The organism is Lysinibacillus sp. UGB7, from assembly GCF_049058285.1.
Classification (GTDB): Bacteria; Bacillota; Bacilli; order Bacillales_A; family Planococcaceae; genus Lysinibacillus; species Lysinibacillus sphaericus_B.
In genome coordinates this window covers 1-22,160 of record NZ_JBMGUV010000009.1, presented here as the reverse complement: position 1 = coordinate 22,160, position 22,160 = coordinate 1, and the positions used below count along the sequence as shown (strand labels likewise).

Here is a 22,160-nt window from a genome sequence, read left to right as displayed (position 1 = left end):
GTTAAGTGAAAGTTCATTTTTGTGATAGTATTTCCATTGATTACTTATCTAACTAGAAATAGAAAAGGCCCCTCTTATTTGAGTGGCCTTCAACTCTTATGATTAATTTTTTTGTGGCATTGTTCGTTTGCCGAACTATTACTTTACTATCATATAACGGAACTTCAACTCTTGCTATTCACACTACTGAGTGTCAGTTAAGTGAAAGTTCATTTTTGTGATAGTATTTCCATTGATTACTTATCTAACTAGAAATAGAAAAGGCCCCTCTTATTTGAGTGGCCTTCAACTCTTATGATTAATTCTTTTGTGACATTGTTCGTTTGCTGAACTTGTACTTTACCATCATATAATGGACGTTCAATACTTGCTATGCACACTCCTGAGTGTCAGGATTATGAAAACTTTATTTCATGGGCGAATCGCACCATCTTAGCAATTTCTGCATGCTTTTTATATATGTAGCTAGCGCTGTAATTTAATTCTTCTGCTATTTCTTCTAATGTCATACCATCCACATACTTTAGCTTTAATATCTTATGATTTAACCCTTTAAACCTACTAATCAGCTCCAAAAAATTTTTCTGTTCAGTACGCTTAATTTGTAATTCTTTTTTGATTCGTTCAATACGTTCTTCTAGTTTCGCTCCGTCAGATTCGGCAGTAAGCTTTACTCCTGCTAAATCCCCACTTACCCAGCGTTTCAATTCTTTTTGGGACTGCTCAAAATTAAATTCAAGATAGCCAATTTCATCTTCAATTTGTTGATAATCTCGTAACCATTCATACATACACAGCACCTACTTTGCATTTTTTTCGACTTTTTAAAGGGAAAGGAAACTAGTATACTTTGGAGTAGCGAACTTTTGCTACCCTATGTTATATTTTTAGGGACTTATTACTTCAATGCTCGTTATAGGTTGCCGCCTTTGACGAGCGTTTTTATTTTTCTTAACTTACTGTTATTATTTATGTACATTTTTTCTCCCTTTAACGTAACTTCAACTGTTTTAATTTTGCTACTTCATTCTATACGCTACCTTTAACAACTTCTAAAGCTGAAGCTACCCCATCAATGTATTCTTTATGCCCTTTGTATTCCTTTACGAGATTTGGAAATGTACAATCACCAAATGGCATATCACCGTGGTTTAATACTTCTTGAATTATTTGTTGCTGCAATTCAAGTAAATATTGCTCCGATTGCTCTAGTAAATCGTTGAGTGCCACTACATATTCTCTATTCATATCAGGAAATTCAAGTGCTTCTTGTAGATTGATTGTCAGTGCATCCTTAAGATTTGCACCTGAGTTTTCGTCGTGAAAAGTTAGTAAATCTCCATTTTCATCCACGATTTGAGCACTTGTTACTTTATCACTATAAAAATTGATAGCTGTTACTTTCATTTTATTGCCTAAAACATTTAATCTAGCTTTCATTTGATACAATTCCCCCTAAATTATTTAATATAATTAATCGCATTTGAACTAATTACCAATTGTCGTTTCGTATTTAGATGACGCTTGATATCCCGTCTCCTAGAAATAATAAATTTTTCTCTATCACCAAATACCTTTAAACGGTATTTATGTACAAAAATATTATTGTAGTGACCTTCATTAGCAACGGGTAACCTTATTTCCTCTTCAGAAATGCCATAGAGCTTTGCCGCTTTTCATAATATAATTCTGGAATAGTAGTGATTCCTTTTTCATAATTTCTCAATGTTTTAGCCGTTATTCCCATTTTAAAAGCTGCATCAGCTTGTTCTAATTCAGCATTTATACGAGTTGCCTTTAAAGAAATTTGAAACATATACCAACACCTCCTCTTAAATGGTAAATATAATATAATACCTTTAAACGGTATAGTCAAGTAAATAATACTTTTTATAGGTATTAATCTGTTTACAATACTACCGAATATCGGTATTATGATAATAATGGAGGTGCTTTAATATGGATAATTCGGATAAGCTAAAGTTAGTTTTTTCTAAAAACCTGAAAAACCAATTAGATAAAAGAGGGTTAAATCAAACAGATATGGCAAGAGATTTAAACATCCCTGAAACAACAGTTTCTAATTGGATGAAAGCTAGCACATACCCTAGACCTGATAAACTACAATTAATGGCGGATTATTTTAATATAAAACGTTATGATTTAACTGAGGAACAGCCAACGAATTTAATAGCAGTACAACCCAATTTTGTTAAAATTCCAATACTGGGTATCATCGCTTGTGGAGATCCAATCCTAGCAGAACAAAATGTTGAAGGCTACATGTATGAATTTCCCGATTTATTACCAACTGGTAATATTTTTGCTTTAGTTGCAAAGGGTGATTCAATGGAACCGACTATCCCGGATGGCTCTAAAGTTTTGATAAGAGAACAAAGTGAAGTTGAGTATGGGGAGATTGCAGCAGTATTAGTAAATGGTGATACGGAGGCAACACTTAAACGGGTAAAAAAACAAGGAGATACCATCTTACTTATGCCTGATAACCCTAAACATGAGCCCTATATTATCAATGAAAATAATCCTGCAAAGATTATCGGTAAAGCTGTCAGTTTCAAAGTTACACTGTAATTAGTACAAAGAAATTCACTAGTCCTTTTGAGTAGCTCAGAGCTGCTCTTTTTTTATTTCAACTATTGAACATTCGCTGATTCTGATGACCCCATCTGGCATTTAAAATCAAATGCTATGTTGTCTTCAACATTTCCGAATTTAGGGTTTTTTGGACTTAGAGTACATACTTGAAGAGGGCATTTTCAAGTGGAAACTCCACATATTTTTATATCATTATAATAATAAAGGCTATCGTTTGATTTTTATTTGAGAGTAGCAGTAGTATGGAATTGTATTAAGGAAATTGTTTTAAATCCACACTATTATACTAATGTAACAATATCAGAGGAGGAGTTCAGATGAATTATCAAAATATTACGGTTGCAGGAAGTGGCGTTCTAGGTAGTCAAATTGCCTATCAATCCGCTTTTAAAGGATTTAATGTGACTGTTTATGATATTAATGATGATGCGTTAAAAAATGCACAAGATCGTATTGCAACTTTAAAACCACTCTATCAACAAGATTTAGGTGCGACACAGGAAGAAGTCGATGCTGCTTATGCACGTCTAACTTTTAATAGCGACTTAGCAGAAGCTGTTGCGAATGCTGATCTTGTTATCGAAGCGATTCCTGAAGTCGTAAAAATCAAAACAGAATTTTACACAAATCTTGGCAAAGTAGCACCACAAAAAACGATTTTTGCAACGAATTCATCTACATTATTACCAAGCCAATTTGCAGATGCAACTGGGCGACCTGAGAAATTTTTAGCGCTCCATTTCGCCAATACAATTTGGAAAAACAACACAGCAGAAATCATGAAACATCCAGCTACAGATATGAACGTATTCGATGAAGTCGTTGAATTCGCTAGAGCAATCGGCATGGTGCCACTACCATTATATAAAGAACAACCAGGCTACATTTTAAATTCATTACTTGTACCTTTCTTAGATGCAGCTGAAATGCTATTAGTAAAAGAAGTAGCTGACCCTGAAACAATTGACAAAACATGGATGATTGGTACAGGTGCGCCACTTGGCCCATTCGCTATTTTAGACATTGTAGGGATTAACACGGCATTTAATATTGTCCAAGCTAAAGCTGCCGCTACTGGTGATGACAACATGAATAAATTAGCCAACCTGTTAAAAACAGAGTATATCGACAAAGGTAAATTAGGACGAGCAACGGGCGAAGGCTTCTACAATTATCCAAACCCTAACTTTGCAAAACCTGATTTCCTAAAAGGCTAATCGCGTTAGGCAACAATAAGCACGTTTCATGTGCGAATAGCTCAAAACCCTGTTGATTCATCATTTAGAATCAACAGGGTTTTTGGGCTTCACTCAATATTGTGTATAATGGTCAAGCTGATGTGTACTTTCCTTTTCATCTATAAAGGCGACAATCCCTGCTAATTTTTGTTCAATAGAAATCATAGCCTGCATCACTCACTTATAGTAGATTTTGATACCCAATATATTGTGTGCAGTTTAGTTATTCAACACTTGAACCTGCTCCAATAGAGACTGCTTTTGTTACTACATTATCTCCTTTACTATTCTTTAAACGAATAGTACCTTCCGAAACAGATGTGGATGAGTTTAATCGCATAGTTATTATTTTTTGAGCGATTCCCTGGCTATTAGCTGTTAAAGTACCAATATCGAAGTATCCATAGCTTGTCGGCCAAGTCCCATCTGAATTTTGCACTTGAGAAATTGATGTTCCGCCTGGTAGATAAACCTGAATTCGATATCCATTAGCAGCAGCTAATGGTGTTAAGCCATTAACAGTAACTGTCACATTAAATGTATCACCATTATTAGGCAATACAGAAGGGACCGCTACGGAATAACTTAATGTAGGTAAAGGGTCTACATCTGAACCATAGGATCCATCTGCAAATGTTGAAGGGTCATACCATAAATACCCTGCATTAGGCTGACGCCATGGTTCACCTAAAATCTCAGTTGAAGTTTGGGGGTTCTCTAATGACAATCTAGGCGTTACACTATCCAATGTAATCGATGTTTGTGCAAAAGTTGTATAGCTTTCATCTTGTACGAGCCAGTCAATAATATTAATTAATAATTCGCCATTATCGTCTGTTACAAAGCCATCGTATGTTCTTTTTACATTTCCTGTTTCTTCATTGCGATATTTAGGTGTTGCATCTTCAACAGGTGAAGAATCCCCAATAAATGCTGCTTTTCCTAATTCCTTTTTACCAATTGCAACATATGGACCTTCTGCTAGTCCACCGCCAGCATATACACCTTGATCCACTGAATTTGACCATTTATTTGCCGAAGTTAAACCATTTGGTAAATAGACAATCCCTTTTGCCAGATGTGGATTGGTAATGGCTAGTGTAGAACCTGCATGAATTGAAACTTCTGATACACCAGCTGTAATTCCGAATGACTCATTAGTAGAGACCACTTGATTTGCCACTGTATTATCGATTGCATTGTAACGGAACTCTACACCAAATTCGTCACTTAACCAAGTAGAGCTTACAACGTCATTTAACGCATTTGCTTCACCTGATGACATGCCTAATGTTGGATTATGATAAGCACCACGACGCCAGCCATTCATAATTTCATTGGAGTCCCAACGATTTAAATTCCGGTCAGCATTATAATGATCTGCGATAAAGAACACACCACCCCCTAATTCTGCAAATGCAGCGATTGCTTCTTGTTCAGAAGAGGTAAATGGAATTTGGGCCTCTGGAATGACAAAGACATCATAATTTATCAAATCATTTAAAGTGAGTGGCACATCACTACGGAATTCTTCTACGGTATACCCTTCTGCAGTTAATCCATTAGCAAAATCAGAAAAAGCGCCATCAATTACCCAGTCAGCTTGGCCAGCTGTTTGTCCATGACTATTATCAAATAATACGGAATAACCATTCGAGTGCACAGGCGTAATAATAGGAGCTGGATCTTGTGCATTTTCTGCCGAGCTCGTATTAACAAATATTGAACTAATCATCACTGTACTCAATACTGCTGAAAACACAAATTTAGATTTCTTCCCCATCGTAAACCAACCTCCAATTTTTTAATGAACTTCTAGCCCGCAGCAAAAATATTGTTCGAAACCTTGCTATTACCCCCTGACTAATTTTGTGCGAATTTTGTTGGACATATATTCAACGATTAAAATAAGCACGATTAAGCCTATTAAAATCGAACCAACCTCTGACCACCGATAGGCATTCATCGCAAAGATTAAGGGTGCTCCAATCCCTCCAGCACCCACTAAACCAAGTACGGTTGCATCTCGTAAATTCATATCAAAACGATAAATTACAATTGATAAAAAGGATGCTGAAAGCTGCGGCAATATACCAAATCGAATTTTTTCTAAAGTTGTGCAGCCGATTGATTCCATCGATTCTAGAATGGATATGTCTAGGTCTTCAATGACGTCTACATATAATTTCGATAACATACCAATACTTACAAGAGACATTGTAAGGACACCTGCAAAAGGCCCTGGTCCCGTTACACGAATAAACATTAACCCATACACAATCGCTGGGATTGTTCGAATCAAAATTAATAAAAATCGAACAACATAGGCAATCGGCTTTGGGACAATATTAGATGCGGATAAAAAAGCAAGTGGAATGGCTAAAATCGAACCAACGATTGTTCCTAAAAATGCAATTGCCATCGTTTCGATTAATAAATAGGGCACACCACTTGTCGTAACATTCACTAATAAAGACAAATCTGGTTGAACAATACCGACTAAAATATTTTTAGCAATTGAAAAACCATTCGTTGTCAGCTGCTCCAATTCGATTGCCGATAAAGACCATCCAAAAAGAAGGCATAAAATGAAGATGGTCACTAATTGCGTGACACGACGATTCGGTTCTAGTTTATATTGTTTTTGAATGACATCCATGCGTAATCTCCTACATTAATTTCTTTCGATAATGTTCACTAATTGTTTCAATAATAAAGACCGTAACGGCTAGTAACAGTAAAATCATGCCGACGTTCGCATAATTTCTCCAGCCTAAACTCTCATTTAACAATAGCCCGATTCCACCTGCACCGACATACCCTAAAATAGACGCATACCGCACGTTTCCTTCGAAGCAAAATAAAGACGTAGATAAATAGTTAGGAAGAATTTGAGGGAAAATTGCATAACGAAATGACTGGATGGTTGTTAAGCCCATTGAATTCATTGCCTCATAAGCACCCATATTGGCATTTTCGATTTGCTCGTATAATAATTTCCCTACATAGGCGACTGTAAATAAGAAAATAGCCACTGTACCGGCGACCGTCCCTAATCCAAAAACGAAGGTAGCAACTAGTGCGACAATTAAAGTTGGGAGCGTACGCAGTAAACTAAGAAGAAACTTCATGGTTGCTGACATCCACTTCCACTTCGTCATATTACTTGCTGCAATGATTGCTAAAGGTAATGCACATAGAACACCCATTAAAGAGCCTAAAAGCGACATTTTAATCGTATCTAGTAATGGTTGCCAAATGTGAGGGAAATACGCCCAAGTCGGCGGAACCATCTGTTGTAAAATCACAAAAAATTGTTCGCTTCGTTTCATAATCGTTTCAACATGAAAGCCTGTAATCACAGCGGAGAAATAAGTAAGCACAAGAATCGCTACCACAACTAAAGGCGTAAGAGCTCGCTTTTCGGTCACTTCTTTTCCATTTGGAAGTATTATTTTTTTAGTTGGTAACAGCTTGTCGAACATCTACTACGCTACTCCCTTCTTCAACCTGACCATTATAAATTTGCTGAAGCACTGCCTCAGTGACATCCTTTGCTGCTCCATCAAAAACGATTTCTCCAGCACGAATGCCAATAACTCGATGAGCATATTCGAGCGCTAATTCCACATGATGAATGTTCATAATAACCGTCATATTGAGCTCTTTATTGATCCGACGGAAATCATCCATTACTTGATGGGCTGTTACTGGGTCTAGTGAGGCTACTGGTTCATCTGCTAATATGATTTTCGGATTTTGTGCTAGTGTACGTGCCAGTGCTACACGTTGTTGCTGCCCGCCTGACAGTTGATCTACACGTACATAGGCTTTATCTAAAATTCCTACGCGATCTAATGCCATCAAAGCCTGCTTCTTCTGCTGTTCTGTGAAAATCCCCAACAATTTTCTCCAAAAGGGCATTTCTGGAACGAAAGACACGAGTACATTTTTGATGACCGAAATACGTGTGACTAGATTAAAAGATTGAAAGATCATGCCAATATTACGCCGAAATTGACGTACGCTTTTTCCCTTCAATGTATTAATGTCGACCTCATCAACCAATAATGTGCCCCCTGTAATTTCATGCATTCGATTGATACAGCGTAATAGCGTGGATTTCCCTGCCCCTGAAAGCCCAATAATTGCCACATATTCGCCTTGTTGAATTTGCAAATTCACATTTTTCAATGCTGAAAAACCATTGGGATATTGTTTTTGAACTTGTTTAAAAGCAATCATGTCCTTACTCCATTCTTAGAAAAAATGAGAACATTGCTAGAACGTTCTCATTTTCTCTTGTTATTAGATTGATCATTTCACCATTATTTTGAACCTAACTGTTGTACAATTTCTTGTGCTTTACGCTCATTATCATAGTCTGAATCCTTTGCTGCTTGATAACCCTCATGACTATACACAGCGATAACCTCTTTACCTTCTTCAGACTTTCCGATATTAATGAACGCTTGTTGTAATACTTTTTTCAGTTCATCATCCATAATCTCTGAGTTTTTACTTACACTAATTGTGTCATTATAAATAGCAGGCATCACACCGATTAAATCTGTTTCTGCCCAAATATCTGCTTTACGATTAAAGTCAGTCTTCCAAGCTTCTTCGTAATCACGACGAGCATCGGCAAACGTAACGAGTAAATCTGTTTGTCCTGAAGCTAAACGAGCAAAGGCTGTACCATAAGAATCTGCTTGTACAACTTTGGATAAATCGGTAATCGTTTTTTTATAGTTCTCTTGTAACCATAGGGCAGGATAAATATAGCCTGCTGGTGATGATGAAGACATAACATTCCAGTTCGCACCGTCTAAATCTTCAAATGTTAATGCTTCACCCTTATTTACTTTCGCTGCAAGTTCTTGCCCTTTTTCTGATGGACCTGCAATTAAAATCCCACGATAGGAAATGGCTTGCTCTGCCGTTGCTTCTGTTGGTTCATTTTGATTCCAATCAGCAGGGTTATCTGAATCATTGTTTAATCCTGCACGCGTAGCTGTTAAAATCACTTCTGCTCCATCATCATAAAGGACATATGTACCACCTGGAATAAAGCCAATATCCGTTGTTCCAGCAGATAATGCTTCTCCCACTGCCTCATAATTTGTCCCAACTGTAATATCGATTTTATCTACGTCATAACCTAAGCTTGCTAGTTCGGTTTTCAACAAATCTTTTAACGGTTCTGTTGCTGTAATAATTTCTTGTGGATCACGAGATGGCACAAATCCGATTGAAAGTTTTTCAAGCTGTTTGTTACCAGAAGCCTCTTCTGCTTCTGAATTATCTGCATTCGTTGCCCCGCTTGATTCTTTATTTTTTGTTGATTCATTTCCACATGCTACTAGTAATACAGCAAGCAGACATGTTGTTGCGAACATAAAAAACTTTTTCAAATGTGTTTCCCCCTCCGATTTTTTTAGTGCTCCATAAATATAGCAAAGCATTGTTAAACCCATGTGAAAGGTTTATATTGTTTTCTAAAATATGTAAATTGATTGTAAATTTCTTTTACTAGTTCTTTTTTAGCTGTCTAAACATCGTATACTAAAGTCAATTCAAATCATTTGGGGGTTCAGTAATTTTATGGAGACAAAAAAACTGCAATTACTTGTAACAAGTGACATCCATGGCTATCTTATGCCTACTACCTATCGCCGTACACTCGAACCTTTAGGGTTAGTGAAATTAGCAAGCATTATAGAGGAATTACGTGGACAAACACCGAGTCTGTTAATTGATAATGGCGATTTAATTCAAGGTAGTCCGCTAGCTTCTTACTACCATGCCAATCACTCACATAGACCAAACCCCATTATCGAGATAGCCAATTTCTTAAACTATGACGTTGCGATATTTGGCAATCATGAATTTAATTACGGGCTCCCCTTCTTAAAAAAAGCAGTTACCCAATCACAATTTCCTTGGTTAAGTGGCAATATTTTTCATGAAGATGGGACAGCATTTACGCAGCCCTATATTGTCAAAGAATTAGACGGAATACGCATTGGTATAATTGGTGTCACAACGCATTTTGTACCCGTTTGGGAGGAGTCAGCTCATATCGAGGACTTAGATTTTCATGATGCCTTTGAAAGTGCCAAAAGATGGATCACGCATATACGTCAACATGAACAGGTAGATGTGGTGGTGCTATGTTATCATGGTGGATTTTCACATGACTTATCATCAGGGGAATTACTAGAACCTAACACAGGAGAAAATCAAGGTTATCTCATGTGTAAAGAACTTGAGTGCGATATTGTCATCACTGGCCATCAGCATCGAGAAATTGCTACAAAAGCCTTCGCTAAATCCATTGTACAGCCTGGCACGAAAGGAAATTGCTTAGCTGCGATTACGATTGAACTCGATATAGAGAATGGACAAATCATCAACAAGCATCACGAAGCAACCTTACATTACGTGGAAGAAGATACACCCGCTTGTCCCCAAGTAACATCACTGTTGGAAGCCATTCATCAACAAACGGAAAACTGGTTGGATGAGCCTCTAGGGACCATTGAAGGAAACATGTTATTTGAAAATGCCTTTCATGTACGTGTCTATAAACATCCATATATCGAGTTCATTCAAAATGTGCAAATGGCAATGACCAACACCTCAATCTCATGTACGGCATTATTTCACGATGGGCCTGGAGGGTTTCCAAAGGATGTTACTAGGAGGCATATTGTAACAAATTATATTTTTCCCAATACCTTAAAAGTGTTACGAGTGAAGGGGAAACAGATTGTCCAAGCGCTTGAACAAAATGCCAGTTATTTTTCATTAAAGGATGGGGATTTAACTATATCTAAAAGCTTTCTTTATCCGAAAGCACAACCCTATAATTATGATATGTGGGAAGGAATCAACTACACCCTAGATATTCGTCGTCCCATTGGAGAAAGAGTAACAGAAGTGACTTTTCAAGGTGAGCCACTAAATCTGCAAGCCTCCTATGATGTCGTGATGAATAACTATCGTGCTACCGGCGCTGGGAACTTCCCCTATTTTGCAGATTGTCCGATTATAAAGGATGTTCAAACTGATATGACCGAACTTATTACCCGTTATTTTGAAGAGCATCCAATCATTCAAGCAACGCAGCATCAAAATTGGAAAATATTATTTTGAGCTTTAATTCTGACACTTTATAAGAGATAAACAGGTTCAAAATGTACGGACAAAACGGAAAATAAGCTTCTTAAAGTTTCCGAAAAAGCAATAAAGCATAAACTTTCCAAGCGGAAAATTTATGCTTTAAATGCGAGTATTATTAATGAGAATAAAGTAATAGTAATTGTTCCTATCACATAGTTTTTCCGCTACAGGCGGTATGTTGTTATGACTTTGTAGTAAAATCATTGGTGGCTCATTTTCGCCAAGCGTCCCTCTTCCTTTGTTTACTTGAAGGTTTTCTATTTATTTCTCATTCATGGCGCATACATAGAGTCAAAAGAAGACACTGGTCTCATAATATAATTAGTTAATCTTGAAAACCTGTTAATATACCATCATCGAAATAAAGATATTGACCATTGCCATAAACCCATTGTTCACTCGTTCCGTATTCTGTTACTGTTCTATTAACATCATCTGGTTCACCCCATAATGATGCTTCTACTTCCTCGTATGTCATGCCAAGAGTAGGGTTCTTACCTCTAGCACTTTCAATTTTTTCTTTTCTTTCTTTTTCTTCATTCCCTATCCTTTCCATAGTAGCTATATTCATTCGATACTCTCCTTCTATCCATTTCCAATTAGTTGTAGTTATAGGTCCGAAAGATAATGGATTTTCATATGATGTATTTGTTACTCCTGCTACAATTTCATCCTTCATTCTTCCATAGTAGTTAGGATCAACTGCAAGTGCTAAAGCCCCTGACGCTTTATAAGAATTTTGGTCTGTTTGTAAATAAAGAGCGTAATTATACATTGCAGAAAATTCAACATTTTCTTCTAGTATTTTCTCATTCTCATACATTTCCTGAACCTTTCGAAAATCGTTACTTCTTACCGCTTGTTCCATTTCATCTAATATTAACTCAGTTTCTTGTTCTACAAATTTTTCCACTCTATTCCAATCATCACGTCTGACAGTTATTCTAATTCTGTTAGATTTTGAAGCTAAAAAATCCATATTCTTCTCTTTTATTAATTGGTCTACAAATTTTGTACCGACTTCTTTCACTTTATCAGTTTCTGATTCTGGTAAATCTAAAGATTCCATATTAATTAAAAGGTCTTCATATTTCTTTTCTTTCAAAAGTGTTTCTAATGCTAGAATTTCTGATTCAACATTTATTTCAGTACTTTCTTTAACAACCTCTTTACCACTACAACCTGCTAACAGTAAACACATTCCTAACCCTATTACTAAATGTTTAACCTTAACCATCATCAACTACTCCTTTAATATGTACTCAATATTCATTTAAAATTTTTTTTGCACTGTAATCCACTAATAAAAAATGGGTGTATTTAAAGTTGACAAAAAATTAACGGCTGCTCTAAAGCAACCGCTCAAAATTATATATCAGCATCTTTTTCTTTTTTCTTTGTTTCAGTATCAGTATCAGTAACTAAAGTACCTCCACATTGATTACAAAACACCTATTCATCTCAACGTCCCATAATATAATAGTACTAATATGATAACACAATAAATCATTTTACATTTATAGTATTTTTTGTGTCATTCTACCAAAATACATTCAGTGTTGTGAACATCAACTTTGGGTGTATGGTTGCTACCATTAAGTGCTTGCCAACCCCAATCCACATTTTCAGGAAAAACATATGCCGCGTAAATGATAGTTACTGCTTTTTGGTTAAAGTATTTTTCTAAGAGAGAAAGCTACAAATGAAAAACCACAACCTAAAAGGCTGTGGCAGTCAACATTTTTAGCTATAGTGCACGCATTTAATCGCCATTTTCTAGAATTTGACCATCGCTCAATTTAATTACTTTATCAGTATATGGAAGCATTTCTTCGTCATGTGTCACCATTAAAGTAGTAATGTTTAATGTTTTAGTCAAATCTCGGATTAACAACATAACATCTTCAGATTTTTTCGAATCTAAACTTGCTGTTGGTTCGTCTGCGAAGAGAACTTTCGGCTTATGAATGATTGCACGTGCAATAGCAACCCGCTGTTTCTCTCCCCCTGATAATGAAGGTGGATAGGCATTTTTCCGATGATCCATCCCCACTAATTTTAGTATCCGATGAATCTCTTCTTTTTGTTCATGTTTCTTTAATGTTGTTTCAGAAACATCTAGCATTAGCATGAGTTGTTCTTCTACTGTAAGAAATGGCACTAGGTGCGCAAATTGAAAGACAAAACCAAATTTACTTGCTCGCACTTGTCGAACTTGTTCAGCACTCAAACTCATCATATTTTTCCCTTCGAATATGACTTGCCCTTCGGATGTAGGTTGAAGTCCTGCAGCTATAGTAAGCAGTGTACTTTTTCCAGAACCAGAGGCGCCCACTAATGCTGTTACTTCGCCTTTATTCAGGGAAAGACTAATGCCTTTTAGTATTTCTTCCTGCACTTCACCATTCGTAAAAGTTTTTCTAACATTCTCCATTGTAAATAGTGTCATATTAGATCTCTCCTTGCTGTATCGCTTGTAATGGCTCGATTTTTTTAATTTGTATCCCTGAAATCGTAGCTCCTATAAATCCAATAATTAGAAATACTAAAGACAATTGCAGTGTTGTTTCAAGCGTTAAACTAAAAGGCATTCCTTTCGGTGCCATCGCATTAAAAATTTGACTCAGTATAATAGACATCACAAGCGAAATAATTGTGATCACAACCATCTGCGTCCATATCATTTTGAATAATCGACTAGTTTTTAAACCAATTGCTTTTAAAATACCGTATAACCCGATTTTTTGAACATTCATCATGTAGAAAAAGATTGCAAACAACAGGCCACTAATTACTACTAAAAACCAAACAATCATATTAAGAGACATCTGCTCTGCGCTGTAGCTTGGAATCGTATTCAGAAAATCTTTATTTGAAAATGATTGTAACCCTGTAAATGTTTGTGACGCATCCCCACCTGGTGTGAAAACCAATTGCATTTCTTCAACCCGATACATTTCTTTGTAATCCTCCATACTTATATAAGCAACAGGGGCATGACTATATTTTTTTTGTTCAACAAAACCCTTTACAACGAACTTGCCGTTAAATTGATTATTCGTTAATGTATCGCCAACCTGTATACCTTTTTCTTTCAATGAGCTATCTAAAATAACTTCCTCATGTTTCACATTTGCAAATACTGTTGAAGGCGTAGAAGTCACAAAAGCAATACTTTGCTGCTTACCAGCCTCATCATTTAAAAAGCCCATTTGAATAGAAAACGCTACAGCATCCTTTTGTTGGTTTAAGATTTCATCTTGGATACGACTATCTATTCTTGACAGATTATAGCTTTCATCTGCATCTTCATTCATATAAAATTGCCCTTCTGGTAAATCTTTAATTAAAGCAGCATTGTCCTGCGATAATCCATTTGCCAAACCCGAAATTATAAAGGTTAGTAGACTCACAAGAAAAACAATTGAACCCAATATCAAAAATTTCACTTTATATTTCTTAATTTCTTTCCAAGCAAGGTTCATCATAAACGCCCCCAATCACTTTTATAAGCTTACAATACATCGCCTATATGAACGGAAGATGAACAAATCATTACATTCAAAACAATACTGTAGTATTTTGATATATCACTTTGAAGAAGTGCGTTGGCTAACGATTTTGCAAATTATTGATGCATACTTGCCCACCACATACATATCGACCTATTGAAAATCAACTAAGGTTTTGACTACGGTTGAATGGTATTTACTGATGCTTTATGACAAAACAAAAAAGTCAAAAACCCTATAGGATTAAGGGTTTTGACTTTTGGGTATAAGCCGTATAAATCAACATGTAATGAAGCGCCGGTAAAAAATGAATTACAGCGCCAATTTGAGCAAGAAGAGCCGTTGGCTGTCATCGTGAGTGATTTAACATATGTCAGTGTCGGAACAAAATGGCATTATGTATGCTTATTTATCGACCTTTTCAATCGTGAAATCATTGGCCGTAGTGCTGGTGCAAATAAGACAGCAGAGCTGGTTTATCAAGCGCTAGTAAGTATTAGAGGTAACTTGAACGACATTCAAATGTTTCATACAGACCGAGGAAAAGAGTTTGATAAAAAGCTCATTTCAAAAGCCCTAGAAACATTCGGAATCCAGCGATTCCTGAGCATGAAGGGATGCCCTTATGATAACGCCGTGGCTGAGGCGATGTTTAAGGTATTTAAAACCGAATTCGCTAACAGAGCACATTTCTCTACTCTTGAACAGCTCGCTCTTGAACTTGATGATACTGTTCATTGGTTCAAAAACATTCGAATTCATGGAACACTAGGCTATTTAACACCAGTGGAATTCAAGCAACAGACCTTATAATTTTTGTCCAGTTTAGTGTTGACATACCAACATCTGTGATATTAGTTTGAAACATATACAAGTCAAGGTCTGTTTCATTCGCAGTAGTAGGAATAGTAATACCTACATTCTGTTGAAAATTTAATTCAGCTGAAATCCCAATGGCATAAAAACCTTTATTAAAAGTGTAATGAAGAAAATGATAATAGAAATTTTTTCCATATTAGGCTAGTCATAGCCAAAAGACTCGATATCCCCAATAATAAATAAGTATTCAGCGGGTTGCTGTTGAACGAGAGCCATGCAAATCTCATGATCATCGACTGTCAATAATCGAATCATGGTGAAATTAGTAGAATAATATGGTGAAATACGTCATTTTCCAGGACTAGCACTATTTAAAGATAATGTCTGATGTAGAGTCAGTGCATTCATTAATGCTTTTTTGTAGCGAAATGAATAATTACAAATAGAGCCATTTTTCATTGTAATTGTTCGATAAGTTGAGTCAATCTTATGAATATGCTGTAAATTAACAATATACCCGCGATGACAGCGGAAAAAGCGATTATCTAATTGCTGTTCAATATCTGTTAAATTGCTGAAAAATTCATAGACACCACTTTTCTCCTTCAGCTCAATTTTATGTGCATTTGGTGATGTAGAGAAGCAATAAATATCATCAAATGGGATGATTTTAATATGTTCTCCTATTTTCACTTGAAAAGCCCTTTCGATTTGCTGGGTATGTATATTTTGATGTTTTTGATAAGCAACATGCAAGGTGTCGATTAAATTTTCAGCTAAATCCGGCTTGTTTTTAACAATAAAATCCAGTGCTGCCACTTTGTACGTAAAGGTTAGCCTTAACTTATCCGCGTGGGTGGTAATAAAGATAATCGTTGCAAAAGGATCTTTACTGCGTATAGTATTTGCCAGCTCTAAGCCATTTATCTCATGCTGAAGCTCAATATCCAATAAAAAACAATCTGCTCGGTGTTCCTGTATGTATGCAAATACCTCAGATGGATTAGAGGCAATCAATGCAATCTCAATATCATTATATTGAAATAAAGAAGAATGAACAATAGTCGATTGCAAAAATTTCCGTTGTTGTGCATCATCCTCACAAATAACAATTTTCATAGTAGACACCCCTTAATAAATTTGTAACTCCTGAATAAATTGTTGTTTTTCAATACGCGTGTTTAATGTAACATTAGGATAAGTCTGTAAAATTTCCTTCACATTGGCTAAACCAATTCCTCGGTCTTCTCCTTTAGAAGAGGATTGATAATCAAAGAGAGTCGAAATATTGAAGGTTGCATCCTGTAATGGGTTGTCGATGACGATAACAACATGGTCATGTGAGGGGAGAATAGCAATATGAACAACTGAATCGGCTTCCGCAACACTCGCCTCAAGAGCATTATCAATCAAAATGCCTAGCACCCTCGTTAAATCAATAAGGCTCATATTAACAGAGGATATCGTATGTGGAATTTCAATCGTGACCCTTTGCTGTAAACGATTCGCGAGTAACAGCTTAGAGGATAATAAGCCTTTTAGTTCGACAATTTGCAAATTTTCCAATGTAACAATCATTTTACTTTGGAATAAGGTCTGTTGCTCCGCCTGCATAATATGCGAATAAAAATATTGCTTTAATCCCTGTACATCCTCATCTTCTATATAGTTTTGCAACGACATTAAAATATTTATATAATCATGGCGGAACTTTTGCATATCTGTATTCACTTGCTCCAGTACCTGCATATATTCAAAAAACTGCTGCTGTGTTACTTCCTTTTGCCGAATCATTTGCATTTTGTTGAGATTTGTAACAAGTGAGCTAACAGCAAACACTATCAATAACATATAGGTGATTTGAATAAAGAAATTTGCAGTCGTCAAGGTATCATTATCCTGCACCCCTAAAAAGAACACATTTAAGTAGAACATTCCAAGTGTTAGTATCCCGATAAAAAGTAGCAATAGCTGCATTTTCGAGGACAAATACCGCGAAGACAACTTCTTTTTCACGATATTTTTATAGAGAATGTTAAGAGATATAAAAAATAGTATAAACCAAAATGTTTCTAGTAGTATTGAATTAGTAGTAAGCCAACTATTGATAAGCTGTGCTAGATTGTCTGAAAAAATGCTAATTAGTAGAACGACAATAACATCAAAAAAAGCTATAATACTCTTTTTGAATGAGTAAAATAGCCAACTAGCTACAATAAATAAATAGCCAATAGCAATAAGTTGTGAGGCATATTTGAGTAGTAAACAAAAAGGTATTACTAAGCCAATAGATTGTATAAGCCTTATTTTAGTTGGGCGAATCGTTAGAAGGTAGAACAATGCTCCAAAAGTGAATGTTAAATCCCTTAATATGTAAAAAAGCATAATGGACTATCCTTTATAAAAAGGATGTTCTTTTTTTAGTTCTTCTGGTAATTCTTCCTCATAAGCTAAAACTCTACAAACATAGACCATATCATTTTGTGTGATAGATATAATAATAGTTGAGATATTTTTAATAATTGCTTCAAGATAATTCATGTAAAACAGTCTCCCTTTTTTGATAATATATTTCTAATAAAAGCATAAAAAGTTCCAAGAAAATGCCTAATGTAATGAATTTTAGTAAGTCCCTCGGAAGTAATAAATAGATACCACATAGAATGGTAGAACGTTTATAAATTTTCTTTTTTAAATAGCCTCTATGTGCTACATTCAAAATAGGATGCTTTTTTGTACCTTGAGGTGCTATAGCTACTACTAATAGTAGACTTAACAGCGTCAAAATAGATAAGAATAACGTGGTAAACTTTATATATGTAACAATCTTACATAGGACAGGAAATAATAAAATACTTCCTATTAAGCATTGTCTACTTGTTGAAAAATGATAGCCAAAGCAAACTTGTCTTAATAAATAAAATGACATATGAGTAACAGCCACTTCTAATAAGCAACCTAATAAACTAGCAATAATATAGACAATCAGTAATTTAACTGTCTCTGAAACAATTAGCTTAATACCATATTCAATTTTTAGCTTCTCAGTTTGTGTATGAGATTCAAGTGTAAATAGCTTGACTAGTTGATTCTCTATATATTTCATAAACGTCCACCTTTATTTCCTATTTTACACAAATTATATAAAAATGGTATTAAATTTCCTTAAATATCAATTTTTCTTCCTATGCGTTACAATAATAGTGTGAGTTAGCGTTTAGGATGTATAGATTACTTTATAGGAAAATACACTCTATACAAGATATTTTTCATGTATGCTTTTTAAGAAATATGATGCAACTAGCAACATATTTCTAAAGAACGAGAAGGGAAAGATGTAAAATGAAAAAATTATTATTAGGTTGTGTAGTAGCATCTTCTTTGGCTATTCCCAATTTAGCTTTTGCTGCTAATTCAAGTGAAAGTATTGAAACGAGTACAGACAATGAAGTGACTATTCCTGCATACATGGCTCCAGGGACAGTAATTAAATTTAATGAACAGGAAGAATCTGTTGTTTTGAGAGAAGGAGATAAAAAAGCAAGTTTCATGCAATATAGACTTCAAGAAGACGAAACAGATTTGCCAGTTATAAAACCAGGTATGACAGTGGTTTATGATGCTTTAGGTGCACCAATAGTAGTTGTTCCAGAAAGTAGAGAATCCATTAATGTTGAAATGAAAGAAATTAGTCCGTTACAAGAAATTCTTCCTTTAGCCGCAAAAGCAAAAACAGAATCGGGGAAAGTTTCTTGGTTTGATATTTATGCAGAAAGTTCTACAGCATCTGGTCAAAAAGCGGATGATGGTGCAGCTCATAAATCATTACCTTTTAAAACATCTGTTTCTGTAAAAAGTAACGATAATTCAAAAACTACAACAGTTAGAATTCTAGATAGAGGACCGTATGTGAACGGAAGAATTTTAGATATGTCTAAACAATCTTTTGGTAAACTACATGCTACAAGTGCGGGATTATTTAACGGAACGATTAGTTATTAGTTGGAGTGGTTAATAATTCTTTGATTTATCTTTTTTTATAGATATGAAAAGTCAGTTTACACAATCTTTTTTTGGCGTAAACTGACTTTTTCAGTGATTCTGATTGAAATTAGATTCTTCTTAATTAGGGGAAATAGGCTGTATAAATTTATAAAATAACTGAGTTTCTTATCAAAATAATATGTAGTATTTTGACGGTTGTTGGTATGTGATAATGCAATTTCTAAAATAAATTCGCAAAGGATGAAGTGTATAATGTATGGATTTATTTGTAAATTCAAAAAAAAAATAGGTGCTACTGTTATCATTTTTTTATCGTTAATATTAGTTTTGTTTGGATGTCAAAAGAAAGAAGATACCATCCCACATGTTGATGATAATGAAGAACTCATTGTTTCTGTATTTGATAAGGAAGGTAAAAGTAGTGTAGTGGAGATAAATGCTGAAAAAAATGTAGAAAACGAATTAATTAATAATGAAGCAGTTTGGTTACATGCAACACTTTCAGACAATAAACAATATCTTGCCTATACAAGTGCAAAAGGTGATGGACCTTGGGAGATTTATTTATTAGACAGAAATGATAAAAAAACTTATCAAGTTACAAATGATACTTTAGGACAACTTATTCCTAGATTTGGTGATAAGGAAGGCAACACCATCTACAGTGAAATAATAGGAGCAACAATCCCTGTCTCCAAGATTGCGAAAGTAGATGTGCAAAAGAAGAATTCTACTGTATTTGATACTGAACAACCTGACCGTGCTGTAGAAATGTATGATATTTCTAAAGACAAAATTATTGGTGCATTTGTCTCTGAGGAAGAGAATACGGCAAGACGGACAGCTGCAAATGAAGATGGTGGAACTATCGGGCAAATTGTTTATTCAATATATGAAATGAATTTAGATGGCTCTGACATGAATTTGGTAACGAATATAAAAGCCATCAATATTGATTCGATTGCATATGGATCTAATGGGAATTCTATTATTCTTGGAGGAGAAAATATTAATGAAGATGAAGGAAGCGGCATTTATCAGTTAGCTCTTACAGACAAATCGTTAACCACCGTATTAACAGATCAAATGATTAAAAAAAGTAAGAATCCCATATTATCAGAGATTGGTCAAAGAAGGTTAGCGGTATTGTCAAAAGATGAGCGATTTATTTATTTTTCGGGTATACCTAAAAATGCAGAAGAAGTTAATTTTGACGGTATAATTTCTAAAATACAGTGTATCTATAAGTATGACTTGGATAATAAAGAAATAACAAAAGTATATGAGTATAAAAAACCAGCTTTGATTACGGATTTGACGGTTACATATTAGGGTTTACAGTTGTTCAGTCAAAACTAGATCCATTCCTTCGTTTGTAAACAGGCTGTTTCTTCCGTGTTGAGTGAAACGTCTATAGAAAGTGAAATCTTCACGTCACAAGCCATTGTTGCCTCTAAATACATATATTTCAATAAAAAAACGTAGGTTCTTTTTTAACCTTTTGATAAATAAAAGCTACTAGATGTATTATAGATGCATGGCATACCTCAGGTAAAACAATAGAGTTGAGAGTAGGAGTGGGCTTGTCTAACCATGAGACAAAGAAAAACACCTTTCATTGAATAACGGGTATTGAAACCTGAAATAATCAATGAGGAGGTGTTTTTCTATGGGAGCTTGTCCCCTACGATTTTTCCTTCAATTAAGTCTGTTAATTGTTCATTAGAAAATACCAAACTTTTTTCTTCACTTTACGAATACCGAAATCTTGTTTCTCTTACTATACAAAGAAACAAGAAAATATGGTATGAAAAACCGTAAGCCCGAATTATAAAAAAATAGGCGCACCTTCTCGGTACGCATCACGATTTATCAGATATACGGCTATTTTATTTTCCACATGCAGTTTGGATGTTTTTTGACCAAGGCATGTACTGATTTAAAATTTCTAGGTTTCTGTGGATATCCAGATTCGGTAGATCCGTCATTAACTTCATCAGGTATTGATAGAAGTCCACATCATTTGCTTTGGCCGTTTCTGCGATGCTCAAGCAGATGGCGTTTGCTTTTGCACCTGCTTCACTGACAGAGAAAAGCCAATTTTTTCTCCCTATGACGTTGGGACGAATGGTATTTTCAGCTAGATTATTATCGATTTCAATACGTCCATCATTCAAGAATGCTTTCAGACCATTCACTCGATTAAGTGTATATTCCGCAGCCTTTGCAAGCGCATTTTTTCCGTAGAACGGCGATTTTTCAACCCAATCCTGAAACTTTTCAACGATTGGTTTCACGTTTCCTGGTATTTCATTTTCATCTTTCGGCCATTGGAGTTTTCCGCCAACTAAGCGTTTATAGAGTAGGGCGAATCCATCCCCATCAAAATACAAACATTTTTCGATCTTTATTCAGGCCACAAAACAGGAAAATCGAATCGCTATAGGGATCAAGTTCGAAAGAATCTTGAATCAGTGTAGCTAAGCCATCAATGCCTTTTCGCATATCCGTCTTTCCACAAACGATGTAGATATTTTTCACGTTAGTAAAATCGTGTTTCAAAGTTTCAACTCCCTCATCACACTTTGGAAGATGTGCTCATCTACTCCATTACAGAAGGAAATTTCTACCGTTGCTGTTTTAATCGTACATGTATTAATGCGGGAATCTTCTGTTGAGTTGACTACTGAGGAATTTTTAAGTTCGGGATATAATATGACCGGGATAATCGTTAATTTTTGCTGTGGCATATGAAAGGCACCTCCTTTAATTGATACCTTTATAG

The 22,160-nt window shown here is 35.3% G+C and carries 22 protein-coding genes and 2 pseudogenes; 6 read left to right on the top strand and 18 right to left on the bottom strand.

Annotated features, from left to right (window positions below; all coding sequences use genetic code 11):
• Nucleotides 1–395: 395 nt before the first annotated feature.
• The 3 genes from ACOMCU_RS10070 to ACOMCU_RS10060 all read right to left on the bottom strand — a co-directional run bounded on the left by ACOMCU_RS10070 (nt 396) and on the right by ACOMCU_RS10060 (nt 1,816).
• Nucleotides 396–791 carry a DUF1492 domain-containing protein gene (locus ACOMCU_RS10070; protein WP_010861305.1) on the bottom strand — a complete coding sequence of 132 codons (396 nt, stop codon included), beginning with the start codon at nt 789–791 and terminating at the stop codon, nt 396–398.
• Nucleotides 792–1,029: 238 nt separating this feature from the next.
• Nucleotides 1,030–1,440: a hypothetical protein gene (locus ACOMCU_RS10065; protein ID WP_421050097.1), complete on the bottom strand. Its 411-nt coding sequence runs from the start codon at nt 1,438–1,440 to the stop codon at nt 1,030–1,032.
• 196 nt (nt 1,441–1,636) lie between these two features.
• The gene (locus ACOMCU_RS10060; protein ID WP_421050096.1) at nt 1,637–1,816 is read right to left on the bottom strand and encodes a helix-turn-helix domain-containing protein; all 180 of its coding nucleotides are present in this window, start codon (nt 1,814–1,816) and stop codon (nt 1,637–1,639) included.
• A 143-nt stretch (nt 1,817–1,959) separates the two neighbouring features.
• On the opposite strand from ACOMCU_RS10060, the gene ACOMCU_RS10055 reads away from it, so the two are divergent.
• Both ACOMCU_RS10055 and ACOMCU_RS10050 read left to right on the top strand, forming a co-directional pair.
• On the top strand, nt 1,960–2,592 hold the full coding sequence (locus tag ACOMCU_RS10055) for a LexA family protein (RefSeq protein ID WP_010861308.1): 633 nt from the start codon (nt 1,960–1,962) through the stop codon (nt 2,590–2,592).
• A 341-nt stretch (nt 2,593–2,933) separates the two neighbouring features.
• Entirely contained in the window at nt 2,934–3,833 is a 900-nt protein-coding gene (locus tag ACOMCU_RS10050) for a 3-hydroxyacyl-CoA dehydrogenase (protein ID WP_421050095.1), read from the top strand.
• Nucleotides 3,834–4,077: 244 nt separating this feature from the next.
• Here ACOMCU_RS10050 and ACOMCU_RS10045 read toward each other — a convergent pair whose 3' ends face one another.
• The 5 genes from ACOMCU_RS10045 to ACOMCU_RS10025 all read right to left on the bottom strand — a co-directional run bounded on the left by ACOMCU_RS10045 (nt 4,078) and on the right by ACOMCU_RS10025 (nt 9,268).
• Complete coding sequence (locus ACOMCU_RS10045) at nt 4,078–5,637, bottom strand: DNA-binding protein (protein WP_421050094.1); 1,560 nt, start codon at nt 5,635–5,637, stop codon at nt 4,078–4,080.
• A gap of 69 nt (nt 5,638–5,706) precedes the next feature.
• A complete protein-coding gene (gene phnE / locus ACOMCU_RS10040) occupies nt 5,707–6,513 on the bottom strand; it encodes a phosphonate ABC transporter, permease protein PhnE (protein WP_010861311.1) in 807 nt (268 codons plus the stop codon).
• A 10-nt stretch (nt 6,514–6,523) separates the two neighbouring features.
• Entirely contained in the window at nt 6,524–7,339 is an 816-nt protein-coding gene (gene phnE / locus ACOMCU_RS10035) for a phosphonate ABC transporter, permease protein PhnE (RefSeq protein WP_421050093.1), read from the bottom strand.
• Nucleotides 7,314–8,099, bottom strand: coding sequence for a phosphonate ABC transporter ATP-binding protein (gene phnC, locus ACOMCU_RS10030; RefSeq protein WP_010861313.1), 786 nt, complete (start codon nt 8,097–8,099; stop codon nt 7,314–7,316). The genes phnE (ACOMCU_RS10035) and phnC overlap by 26 nt, the downstream gene beginning before the upstream one ends.
• Before the next feature lie 83 nt (nt 8,100–8,182).
• Entirely contained in the window at nt 8,183–9,268 is a 1,086-nt protein-coding gene (locus ACOMCU_RS10025; protein ID WP_010861314.1) for a phosphate/phosphite/phosphonate ABC transporter substrate-binding protein, read from the bottom strand.
• A 190-nt stretch (nt 9,269–9,458) separates the two neighbouring features.
• On the opposite strand from ACOMCU_RS10025, the gene ACOMCU_RS10020 reads away from it, so the two are divergent.
• Complete coding sequence (locus tag ACOMCU_RS10020) at nt 9,459–11,012, top strand: bifunctional metallophosphatase/5'-nucleotidase (protein ID WP_421050092.1); 1,554 nt, start codon at nt 9,459–9,461, stop codon at nt 11,010–11,012.
• A 352-nt stretch (nt 11,013–11,364) separates the two neighbouring features.
• Here ACOMCU_RS10020 and ACOMCU_RS10015 read toward each other — a convergent pair whose 3' ends face one another.
• The 3 genes from ACOMCU_RS10015 to ACOMCU_RS10005 all read right to left on the bottom strand — a co-directional run bounded on the left by ACOMCU_RS10015 (nt 11,365) and on the right by ACOMCU_RS10005 (nt 14,524).
• Entirely contained in the window at nt 11,365–12,276 is a 912-nt protein-coding gene (locus tag ACOMCU_RS10015; protein WP_421050091.1) for a hypothetical protein, read from the bottom strand.
• Between the two features lie 525 nt (nt 12,277–12,801).
• Nucleotides 12,802–13,488, bottom strand: coding sequence for an ABC transporter ATP-binding protein (locus ACOMCU_RS10010; protein ID WP_010861317.1), 687 nt, complete (start codon nt 13,486–13,488; stop codon nt 12,802–12,804).
• Between the two features lies 1 nt (nt 13,489).
• Entirely contained in the window at nt 13,490–14,524 is a 1,035-nt protein-coding gene (locus ACOMCU_RS10005; RefSeq protein WP_010861318.1) for an ABC transporter permease, read from the bottom strand.
• Nucleotides 14,525–14,815: 291 nt separating this feature from the next.
• Between ACOMCU_RS10005 and ACOMCU_RS10000 the strand changes: the two are divergent.
• Nucleotides 14,816–15,364, top strand: a pseudogene (locus ACOMCU_RS10000) (IS3 family transposase); the annotation flags it as partial.
• A gap of 354 nt (nt 15,365–15,718) precedes the next feature.
• On the opposite strand, the gene ACOMCU_RS09995 reads toward ACOMCU_RS10000, so the two are convergent.
• Genes ACOMCU_RS09995 through ACOMCU_RS09980 form a run of 4 tightly spaced genes read right to left on the bottom strand, consistent with a single transcriptional unit; the run spans nt 15,719 to nt 18,476 of the window.
• Nucleotides 15,719–16,489: a LytR/AlgR family response regulator transcription factor gene (locus tag ACOMCU_RS09995; RefSeq protein ID WP_219365017.1), complete on the bottom strand. Its 771-nt coding sequence runs from the start codon at nt 16,487–16,489 to the stop codon at nt 15,719–15,721.
• A 12-nt stretch (nt 16,490–16,501) separates the two neighbouring features.
• Entirely contained in the window at nt 16,502–17,755 is a 1,254-nt protein-coding gene (locus ACOMCU_RS09990; RefSeq protein ID WP_421050090.1) for a GHKL domain-containing protein, read from the bottom strand.
• A gap of 6 nt (nt 17,756–17,761) precedes the next feature.
• Nucleotides 17,762–17,911: an AgrD family cyclic lactone autoinducer peptide gene (locus tag ACOMCU_RS09985; protein WP_219365015.1), complete on the bottom strand. Its 150-nt coding sequence runs from the start codon at nt 17,909–17,911 to the stop codon at nt 17,762–17,764.
• Nucleotides 17,898–18,476 (bottom strand): accessory gene regulator ArgB-like protein, encoded by a 579-nt coding sequence (locus tag ACOMCU_RS09980; protein ID WP_421050089.1) that lies wholly within the window; start codon nt 18,474–18,476, stop codon nt 17,898–17,900. Before ACOMCU_RS09980 ends, ACOMCU_RS09985 begins: the two co-directional genes overlap by 14 nt.
• A 236-nt stretch (nt 18,477–18,712) precedes the next feature.
• Between ACOMCU_RS09980 and ACOMCU_RS09975 the strand changes: the two genes are divergently transcribed.
• Both ACOMCU_RS09975 and ACOMCU_RS09970 read left to right on the top strand, forming a co-directional pair.
• Complete coding sequence (locus tag ACOMCU_RS09975) at nt 18,713–19,372, top strand: septal ring lytic transglycosylase RlpA family protein (RefSeq protein ID WP_010861319.1); 660 nt, start codon at nt 18,713–18,715, stop codon at nt 19,370–19,372.
• Nucleotides 19,373–19,627: 255 nt separating this feature from the next.
• Nucleotides 19,628–20,707: a hypothetical protein gene (locus ACOMCU_RS09970; RefSeq protein WP_421050088.1), complete on the top strand. Its 1,080-nt coding sequence runs from the start codon at nt 19,628–19,630 to the stop codon at nt 20,705–20,707.
• A 557-nt stretch (nt 20,708–21,264) separates the two neighbouring features.
• Here the strand turns inward: ACOMCU_RS09970 and ACOMCU_RS09965 are convergent.
• From ACOMCU_RS09965 to ACOMCU_RS09955, 3 genes and pseudogenes are all read right to left on the bottom strand, one after another.
• A pseudogene (locus ACOMCU_RS09965) lies at nt 21,265–21,669 on the bottom strand (IS66 family transposase); the annotation flags it as partial.
• A gap of 88 nt (nt 21,670–21,757) precedes the next feature.
• Nucleotides 21,758–21,937, bottom strand: a complete 180-nt coding sequence (tnpB, locus tag ACOMCU_RS09960; protein ID WP_421050087.1) for an IS66 family insertion sequence element accessory protein TnpB — start codon at nt 21,935–21,937, stop codon at nt 21,758–21,760.
• A partial coding sequence (locus ACOMCU_RS09955) for a hypothetical protein (RefSeq protein ID WP_421050086.1) occupies nt 21,934–22,160 on the bottom strand: 227 nt, incomplete at its 5' end. The genes tnpB and ACOMCU_RS09955, both read right to left, overlap by 4 nt.